This window comes from Pseudomonas sp. MWU13-2517, assembly GCF_023242545.1.
In the GTDB taxonomy this organism is placed as follows: Bacteria; Pseudomonadota; Gammaproteobacteria; order Pseudomonadales; family Pseudomonadaceae; genus Aquipseudomonas.
The window spans coordinates 289,120-296,837 of the sequence record NZ_JALMFA010000008.1 but is presented as its reverse complement, the minus strand read 5'-3'; the positions used below and the strand labels follow the sequence as shown (position 1 = coordinate 296,837).

At 54.9% G+C, this 7,718-nt stretch carries 11 protein-coding genes; 9 read left to right on the top strand and 2 right to left on the bottom strand.

Features of this window, described 5'->3' with window-relative positions; translation table 11 throughout:
• Positions 1-87 precede the first annotated feature (87 nt).
• On the bottom strand, positions 88-1,557 hold the full coding sequence (locus M5B97_RS14335; RefSeq protein ID WP_248731807.1) for an ATP-binding protein: 1,470 nt from the start codon (positions 1,555-1,557) through the stop codon (positions 88-90).
• A gap of 116 nt (positions 1,558-1,673) precedes the next feature.
• Positions 1,674-2,339, bottom strand: coding sequence for an XRE family transcriptional regulator (locus M5B97_RS14330; protein WP_248731806.1), 666 nt, complete (start codon positions 2,337-2,339; stop codon positions 1,674-1,676).
• Between the two features lie 87 nt (positions 2,340-2,426).
• On the opposite strand from M5B97_RS14330, the gene M5B97_RS14325 reads away from it, so the two are divergent.
• From M5B97_RS14325 to M5B97_RS14285, 9 genes are all read left to right on the top strand, one after another.
• Positions 2,427-2,642 carry a YdaS family helix-turn-helix protein gene (locus M5B97_RS14325; RefSeq protein WP_003218319.1) on the top strand — a complete coding sequence of 72 codons (216 nt, stop codon included), beginning with the start codon at positions 2,427-2,429 and terminating at the stop codon, positions 2,640-2,642.
• 68 nt (positions 2,643-2,710) lie between these two features.
• Positions 2,711-3,178 carry a YmfL family putative regulatory protein gene (locus tag M5B97_RS14320; protein ID WP_179677599.1) on the top strand — a complete coding sequence of 156 codons (468 nt, stop codon included), beginning with the start codon at positions 2,711-2,713 and terminating at the stop codon, positions 3,176-3,178.
• 61 nt (positions 3,179-3,239) lie between these two features.
• On the top strand, positions 3,240-4,064 hold the full coding sequence (locus tag M5B97_RS14315) for a Rha family transcriptional regulator (protein WP_248731805.1): 825 nt from the start codon (positions 3,240-3,242) through the stop codon (positions 4,062-4,064).
• Entirely contained in the window at positions 4,061-4,975 is a 915-nt protein-coding gene (locus M5B97_RS14310) for a helix-turn-helix domain-containing protein (protein ID WP_248731804.1), read from the top strand. The genes M5B97_RS14315 and M5B97_RS14310 overlap by 4 nt, the downstream gene beginning before the upstream one ends.
• A complete protein-coding gene (locus M5B97_RS14305) occupies positions 4,962-5,759 on the top strand; it encodes a hypothetical protein (RefSeq protein ID WP_248731803.1) in 798 nt (265 codons plus the stop codon). Before M5B97_RS14310 ends, M5B97_RS14305 begins: the two co-directional genes overlap by 14 nt.
• Positions 5,756-6,271 carry a hypothetical protein gene (locus M5B97_RS14300; RefSeq protein WP_248731802.1) on the top strand — a complete coding sequence of 172 codons (516 nt, stop codon included), beginning with the start codon at positions 5,756-5,758 and terminating at the stop codon, positions 6,269-6,271. Before M5B97_RS14305 ends, M5B97_RS14300 begins: the two co-directional genes overlap by 4 nt.
• Complete coding sequence (locus M5B97_RS14295) at positions 6,268-6,450, top strand: hypothetical protein (protein WP_248731801.1); 183 nt, start codon at positions 6,268-6,270, stop codon at positions 6,448-6,450. Before M5B97_RS14300 ends, M5B97_RS14295 begins: the two co-directional genes overlap by 4 nt.
• Positions 6,447-7,118 carry a recombination protein NinG gene (locus M5B97_RS14290; RefSeq protein WP_248731800.1) on the top strand — a complete coding sequence of 224 codons (672 nt, stop codon included), beginning with the start codon at positions 6,447-6,449 and terminating at the stop codon, positions 7,116-7,118. Before M5B97_RS14295 ends, M5B97_RS14290 begins: the two co-directional genes overlap by 4 nt.
• On the top strand, positions 7,115-7,696 hold the full coding sequence (locus M5B97_RS14285) for a hypothetical protein (RefSeq protein WP_248731799.1): 582 nt from the start codon (positions 7,115-7,117) through the stop codon (positions 7,694-7,696). Before M5B97_RS14290 ends, M5B97_RS14285 begins: the two co-directional genes overlap by 4 nt.
• Positions 7,697-7,718 lie beyond the last annotated feature (22 nt).

Here is a 7,718-nt window from a genome sequence, read left to right as displayed (position 1 = left end):
TAGGTCCTGGATGGTGCGAAGATCTGGTAACCGGTTAGGTCTTAGAGGGTGCAACGATCTGGTGATTCAGATATTGGTGGAAGCGGATTAATCCTGAGCTTTTACAACTCTGCGCCAAGCCGATGCCGCTCCTCTGCGCTCCGGAATTGGTTCTAATAGACCGCTATTTTTTAGTCTTAGGAAGACGTTTTTCATAGAGTTTTCACTCTTAATACCTGTTAACTCTCTTGCGGTAGAGTTAGTGATTTCTTCGTTATGGTTCATATACTCCATTACAATTTCTTCAGGCGAACCGAGAGATTCGTGTCGAATAATTACCAATACAGAGTTTTCAGATTCATGAATAACAGGTTTTTTCAACCTTAGCAGCTCCATTGCTCTGAAGGCTGTATTCAGACCCTCGCCAACGTCTTTATTTGGTGGGTCAGGAAATTTATTAATTAGCCTTACAAGTGATGGGTTGCGGGCACTTTGCGTATGAAGAATATTTTTAGTTGTAACATGGCCGGGAAGTTTCCCCGGGCTTTCAACTTCTACTCGGTTGTCAAATATGCGGATTTGTACATCTGCAACGATACTATAATCTCTATGCAGTACCGCGTTTGTTATTACTTCGTGAAGGGTTTCATCTGGATACTTGATTGATTCCAATCCGTTTTCGGTAAGTTTTTGTATTCCTTCAAGAATGTCTTTTGTCTTTGATACGGAGTTGAAAATAAGATTGTATACGTCGCCTTCAATTGTTAAAGGGTTTCCATCTAAAAATTCTCTTCCGATGTCGTCCTCTTTTGTGCGGTACCGCATTATTTTTATGCTGCTACGTTTGGGAAGATAAATAGCTGGTTCGTCGCAGAATAACAAAACTCCACAGACCTTCGCATGGTTCGGTTTTATCAGCTCTTGGTTTTCAAGATAAGTCTTTGGCTCACCACTAGGAATAATATTCAATAAAAAATTAAGGATGGAAAGGCTGTTGTTAATTCGTCCTTCGCTAACTTCAACCCATTCATTTTCGAATGTGATGATTCCTTTGTCGAGTTCTAATCTTTTTAGAGCGTCTTCTGAATCGATTTTCTGCTTTCCAGCATTTATGCGTATAAAAATTTCTTTAGAGGAAGATCTGACTAATTCCTTCACTTTTTTGACGGTGATATGTAGTACTAGTCCTGGGAGCCCATCACAATGAAGATATTCAAATAATAAGTGATTTCCAAAAGGGTGCGCTTGCAGTAAAACCTGGGGAATATCGTTTGCTTCCTCTGGCTCAAAGAAACCGTTCCATACCTTCGTGTTATTAGTCTTATTTTCCGCTATTCCTATATATAGGTCTCCGCCCGCAGCATTTGCAAATGCTGAGACTGTTTCGGAAAGTTTTGAGGGTTTTATTTCTTTGGCTTTTACATCGTTTAGAAAATCTTCTCTCAAGGTCAAGAGTTTTGCGGCTTGATCTGGTGTGATTTCATATATTGGATACATGCTAAATCCTTTAGATATCTCTTGTTTTGGCCAGACCAAGTCGAGGAGTATTTGGCCGTTTCCTTGCATAGAGTCAACCACTAGCCTTGTTCCTTATAGAGATAGAGGCAAGCATGATTAGGTGCTAGCTCATGCTCAGTTAACTGTAGTGCATTCTTTCGTATCGCCACCAAATACAGGGCACCGTATTGCATAGCCTAAAACTTCTGTAGCGCCCTAACGACTACACCAACGATACGACAATTTTCATCCACTTGCTCAATTGGGTAGCCCGGATTCAGCGGTTTTAGGAAAAGCCGACCTCCGTCGCCTACCAGCTTCTTGAAGGTGGCTTCATTGCTGTCCGGCAGCTTGGCCACGACCAGCTTACCGGGTGCAACCTCAGCTTCAGTGTCCACCAAGATCAGCGTGCCTTCGGTGATGCTTTGTCCGGCGGGCGCTGTCATCGAGTCACCTTTGACTGTCAGCCAAAACGCCGGGCCTTTGGCGTCGTACTCCGAAAACTCGTAGGTGTCCGAAATTCCGGCCGGGTAGGGCTCCACTGCTTCCGCCCAGGCGCCAGCGGCCACCCAGCTCACTACCGGGTAGCGGAATGATTTGGTGGGTTGGGCGGCAGGGGAGACATTCGATTCACCAGAGCCGGACGTTAACCCAAGAACCAGCATTGGCCCGATCTCGTCTGAGAGCCATTTGGCGCTCACCCCACACGCGTCGGCGATCTTCACGACGTGTGCGGTGGCTTTCGATTTTCCACGCTCAAGGTCAGAAATCGACGTCTGCGTGATACCAGCTTTAGCGGCCAGTTCGCCCTGATTGAGCTTGGCGTGTCGGCGCGCTGCCTTTAAACGATCTTTGAATTCCATCCGGCGAGTATTACGGGTGCTCCCATATCCTTGCAAATCGGTATTCCCGTAACCTACTATATGGGTATTCCCGTATGGAGGGGCAGCATGAACACTATTTATAAGGACCTCGTTGCCTTCTTCGGCACGCAGGAGGTCACGGCTGAAAAGCTCAAGGTTGATCAAAGCACCGTTTCCGGTTGGGTTCGCGAGAAGCACGGCATGTCTCCAGTGGTTGCCAAGCGAGCGGAGGCGTTGACCGGAGGTGCTTTCAAAAAAGAATCCCTTTGTCCGTCGTTTCCGTGGGCCGAGATGGCCGCCTAAGCGACATCCCTGTCCGCCATTCCATTGAAGCAATTCTGACCGCAACCGACCCAAGGAAAAACTAGGACATGAAAACGCCCGTACTAGAGACCCGCCGCCAAGTAATGGCGGCCGTGTCCAACGCTTTCCCTGGCGGGATGGATTGCGCAGCTGCTCGCCTTGGCATCAAGGACAAGCGCCTGGAGAACCAGATCTATGAAACCGCCGGGTGCAAGCCGCTGAGCGATGCCGAGATCTTCGTGCTTGAAAGCGAAACGAAGACCGAGCACCTGCCGGACTACATCTGCGCGATGTACGGCGGCGTGTTCGTGAAGATTCCGGAAGCGGGGGAGTTGGACAACGTCGATCTGTATCAGCGCTCGCTGGCGGCATCCGCACAGCGTGGCGCTCTTGACCAGATGGTGGCTTCCGCCTTGGAAGACGGCGAGATCGACTCGAACGAAGCAAAGAAGATCCGCGCCCTGCACGCCAAGTACATGTCGGCGAGCCTTGAAGCTATCGGGGCGGTAATTGAGTTGCACAAAGCCCGCACATAAACCGCAGGCACAAAAAAGCCAGGTTCGTGGCCTGGCTCATTGCTACTTCAGCGAGGCAATAATGAATACACAATCCATCCCCGTCAATACCCCCAACAATCTCGCGCCACGTTTTTCGCAATCTGAAAACGTGGCGCGGACTATGTCTTCGCGTGAAATCGCCGACCTTACCGGCAAGCGGCACGACAACGTCAAGGCAGACATTCGCAACATGCTTGCTGACCTCAAAGAAGATGTCCTGACTTTTCAGGGTATCTATTTGGACGGGATGAACCGGCAGCAAACCGAATATCTGCTAGACCGGGAACACACTGACTGCCTGCTGACCGGCTACAGCGCAGCAATGCGTATGGCGGTGATAAAGCGCTGGCGTGAGCTTGAAGGTGGTCGTGTCATTGTAACGCTCCCTGACTTCTCCAATCCGGCAGCAGCCGCGCGCGCCTGGGCTGATGAGGTGGAGCAGAAACAAGCGGCTGAGCAGGCTCGCCTGCAACTCTCGGTGGAGGTTCGGGCCCAGGCCACCAAGATTCACTCCTTGGAGAACCTGTTCAAGGAAGGCATGACCCATACCCAGTTCTGCAAGGGCCTCAATGGGGTCAACGTCATGCAGGTGGGCAAGTACCTGGAGGCGCGCAATTGGCTCTACAACGAGAGCAAGTCCGGCACCCGCCACCGTGTTGGCTCATACGCCCGCGACAAGTACATGACCGAGCACCAGCACGAAGTCACCCCGCACGGGAAAGACCCATTTATCTCCTATACGCCGATCCTGCTCAAGAAGGGCGCCGTACGCCTATACGACCCATACCTGGCTGGCGAGCTGCCAATGAAGAAGACTTGGGACGGCCGGTTCACTCACGACAAAGCAACGCGAGGTGCCGCGTGAGCATGGGCCTTATGGTCGCCGCGATGAAGCTTCGTGTCGGCAATCCATTGCGCAAGCTTGTCCTGATCAAACTGGCCGATAACGCTAGCGATGTAGGCGAATGCTGGCCGTCCTACCAGCACATCGCCGATCAGTGCGAGATCAGCAAGCGCTCCGTCATGAACCACATAGCAGCCCTATGTGACTCGGGGCTGCTGCGTAAGGAAATCCGTAAGGGTGGTCCGAAAGGAAACTCGTCAAACGTTTACTTCCTCACTCTCGATGGTGGTGGTGCACCTCCTGCACCAGGGGTAGTGCAGCAGGTTCACCAGGGTAGTGCAGCAGGTTCACCCCCTAGTGAATCTCCTGCACCAGGGGGTAGTGCAGCAGTTGCACCCAGAATCAGTAACTCTCTTGAATCAGTCAATGAACCGGTCATTGAACCGATTACGCCCCAGGCTTCCGCCAAGGTCGTGACCGGTCAGGTCGTGCCTTTCGCCCCCCAGCTGCCACGGGTTGAGATACCCGCTGACATGCCAGGCCCCAAAGACCAGACGTGCAAAACCTTCAAGGTTTGGGCGAACTACGCCATGGCCTACCGCAAGCGCTATGGCGCCTGGCCTGTTTGGAACGCTAAGGCCGGCAAGCAGATGGCTCTACTCGTCGACAGGCTCGGCGCCGATGTCGCCCACCACGTCGCTGCCCACTTCCTGAAAACCAGCGATGCCGCTGTGCTGCGCAAGTGCCACAGCCTCAACGAACTGCTGGCGAATGCCGAGAGTTACCACACCCAATGGGTGACCGGGCAGCGCATCAACGGCACAACCGCCCGCCAGATGGAACGGACCGAGGCAAACCACTCCGCAGCCGAGCAGGCCGCGCAGATGGTTCTCGCCAAGCGCCAAGCAGGTGACCGCAATGAATACCTTTGAAATGAACGACCAGCAGGTCGCCGGGCTGGCCTCTGCCATCTGTGCGACGGCCGAGGCGATGGGTCAGGAAATGAATCCAGGGACTGCCGCCATGATGGCCGAAGATCTCTGCGCCTATCCGGTGCCTGTCGTGAAAGCCGCGCTGAAGGCCTGCCGCTTCGAGGTGAAGGGCAAGCTGGCGATGGCTGACATCTTGCAGCGTGTTCAATCCTCTGACGGCCGACCAGGCAAGGACGAGGCATGGGCCATCGCGATGACCACCAACGATGAATTTGAAACCGTTGTGCTTACCGACGAGATCCAGCTGGCCCTGGCGGCTGCCAAGCCCGTCCTCGACGCCGGCGACAAGGTGGGCGCTCGTATGGCCTTCATCAGCGCCTACGAGCGGTTCGTTGGTCAGGCGCGCGAAGACGCAAAGCCGGTGAGCTGGCATGTCTCTGTTGGATTCGACGCAAACCGCCGTGTCCAGGCCGTCACCAAGGCCATGGAGCTGAAACGCATCCCCCGCGAGCACGCCCAGAAGTATCTGGCCGACCTGAGCGTCGAGCCAATCTCGGAGGATGGCCGCGCCATCGCGGGTCTGCTCACCGGCACGGTTACCCGCCCAGAGCCTGCACTTCGCCAGAAACTGGAACTCGTGAAGATATCAATGCTGGAGATGCGGAAAGCCAGCGCAGTGCAGAAAGACGAGATACGGATTGCGGCCGCCAATGATCTGGCCGATCGCCGCGCGTTGCTGATCCAGCAGGCGCAGGACTTGGAAGAGAAGAGGGCAGCGCAATGACCAAGCCAGTCAAACCCCGACCAATGCCCGTGTACCTGGTGCTGCGCCGATTGGTAGATCCAGCCACCGGCAAGGAGGTGGCCGCATTTGTGCCGTCCTCCGACGCTGATCGGTCGATCCTTCGCGAGCGGGATTTCCGGATCAACACCAAAATCCGCGCCGACCTCAAGCAGCCCCGCAACCCGCGGTTCAATGGCCTGGTCCACGGCCTTGGCCGGGTGCTGAGCCAGAACATCGACCGGTTCTCCGGCAAGCAGTCCCACGACGCGATCAAGGCCCTGCAACTGGAGTCGGGCGTGTACTGCGACGAAGAGGCGTTCGATATTCCCGGCCTGGGCCAGCTCACCCGCAAGACACCCCGCAGCCTCTCCTACGACTCGATGGGGGAGGAGACATTTCAAGACTTTTGGCGCCAGTGCTGCGCGTACCTAGTGCTGCATGACTGGCCGACGCTCACTGAAGAGCGTCTTACCGAAATGGCGGAGTTTGAAGCGTTTAAGGAGGCCGCATGAGCCACGACAACGGATATGGAAAGCCTTGCCCTGACTGCGGCGAACCGATGACAAACCTACCTAGCATCAACCTGCGCCAGTGTGCGACAGGCTGCAAGGAGAAGTTCAACTGGAAGCTGGCCAAGGGGCAGGCACCGTTGTTCGGCAACAACCGACAAAAAGCCAAGGAGGCAATATGAAACGGACTCCAATACAGAGGAAAACTCCACTGGTCTCAAGCGGGCCGCGGCGCAAGCGCTGCCCATCATGCCGAGTGATGTTCAAGCCTGAACGTACCTCGCAAGCCGTGTGCGGTGAGATTGAGTGCGCCATCGCTCATGGTAAGTCAGAAAAGGGGCAGGCAAGCGCTCGCAAGGCCCTGGCGGATTTGGGGCGCCGCGAAATCAAGCTCAGAAAGGAGGCGCTTAAAAGTCGCAGCGACCACCTCAAGGATGCCGAGAAGGCCATGCGCGACTACCGTCGTACCTATGAATTGAGCATTGGCAGCGGCTGCATCAGTTGCGGTGAATCGCAGGAATCGATCCTGGCTGCCCAGGGCTGGAAGACAGGCGGCGCGTTCGATGCCGGCCACTTCCTCGGTAAGGGCGCCCGGCCAGAGTTAAGGCTAGTGCCGCACAACATCTGGTTGCAGTGTAAAAGCTGCAATGCCGGATCTTCCAAGTACGCTCGCAAGGGCCTGACGGTTTCGCAGGGATTCCGCGAAGGGCTGATTGCCAGGATTGGCCTGGAGGCTGTAGAGACGCTGGAGGCCGATCACGAGCCGCGCAAATACACCGTGGAAGAACTCAAAGCGATCACCGCCGAATACCGGGCAAGGACAAGAGAACTGAAGAGGGCTGCGGCATGAAGATTAATTCAGCGCGCCAAGCGTGGCATGACTGCAACTACAACCCAGCACCCGGGCAGTCATCAGATGCCGCGGAACTTGGGGTGGTGGTGCAGAGCAGTGAGCGGGGGCCTACGGCAAATCATGCGGTGCACGGTGCTTTGGCCGGCCATATCCAGTCGGCGATAGCGCGTCTCCACTACCAGTTACGAGCCTTCGGCAACGCCATGTACGCGGCAGAGCCGACCGATGATGATCGGGAGGAGGCGGAAGATGCGGTTTTCAACCTGGCGTGCTCTCGGGTAGAGCGCATGACTGCCAGTAAGCGTGAACGTGCTGCGTACGTAGCGAAGGGGGTGTTTCGCCGCTATCGGTATATGCACCAGGGAGGGCAGTCTTCCAACCCTGATCCGCTCATCAAGCCGGAGATCTTTCGTGCCTGGGTGGAAGGGGAGTACGGCATCAAGCTCCCGTCGGCAGCTTGGGCGAGGGATTGGGAGCCTTTCGTGCAGCTATGTTTCGATGCCTGCTATGACATCGATGCCAAAGCACTGAGTCCAATTGGCGGGATAATTTACAAGATGAAAGAGGCCGCTTGACTTCCCGCACGGCTGAGGGCAT

Coding starts and splice junctions, on each gene's coding strand:
- M5B97_RS14330 (WP_248731806.1), bottom strand. CDS start 2,339: ATGGAATTCAAAGATCGTTTAAAGGCAGCGCGCCGACACGCCAAGCTC.
- M5B97_RS14325 (WP_003218319.1), top strand. CDS start 2,427: ATGAACACTATTTATAAGGACCTCGTTGCCTTCTTCGGCACGCAGGAG.
- M5B97_RS14320 (WP_179677599.1), top strand. CDS start 2,711: ATGAAAACGCCCGTACTAGAGACCCGCCGCCAAGTAATGGCGGCCGTG.
- M5B97_RS14315 (WP_248731805.1), top strand. CDS start 3,240: ATGAATACACAATCCATCCCCGTCAATACCCCCAACAATCTCGCGCCA.
- M5B97_RS14305 (WP_248731803.1), top strand. CDS start 4,962: ATGAATACCTTTGAAATGAACGACCAGCAGGTCGCCGGGCTGGCCTCT.
- M5B97_RS14300 (WP_248731802.1), top strand. CDS start 5,756: ATGACCAAGCCAGTCAAACCCCGACCAATGCCCGTGTACCTGGTGCTG.
- M5B97_RS14295 (WP_248731801.1), top strand. CDS start 6,268: ATGAGCCACGACAACGGATATGGAAAGCCTTGCCCTGACTGCGGCGAA.
- M5B97_RS14290 (WP_248731800.1), top strand. CDS start 6,447: ATGAAACGGACTCCAATACAGAGGAAAACTCCACTGGTCTCAAGCGGG.
- M5B97_RS14285 (WP_248731799.1), top strand. CDS start 7,115: ATGAAGATTAATTCAGCGCGCCAAGCGTGGCATGACTGCAACTACAAC.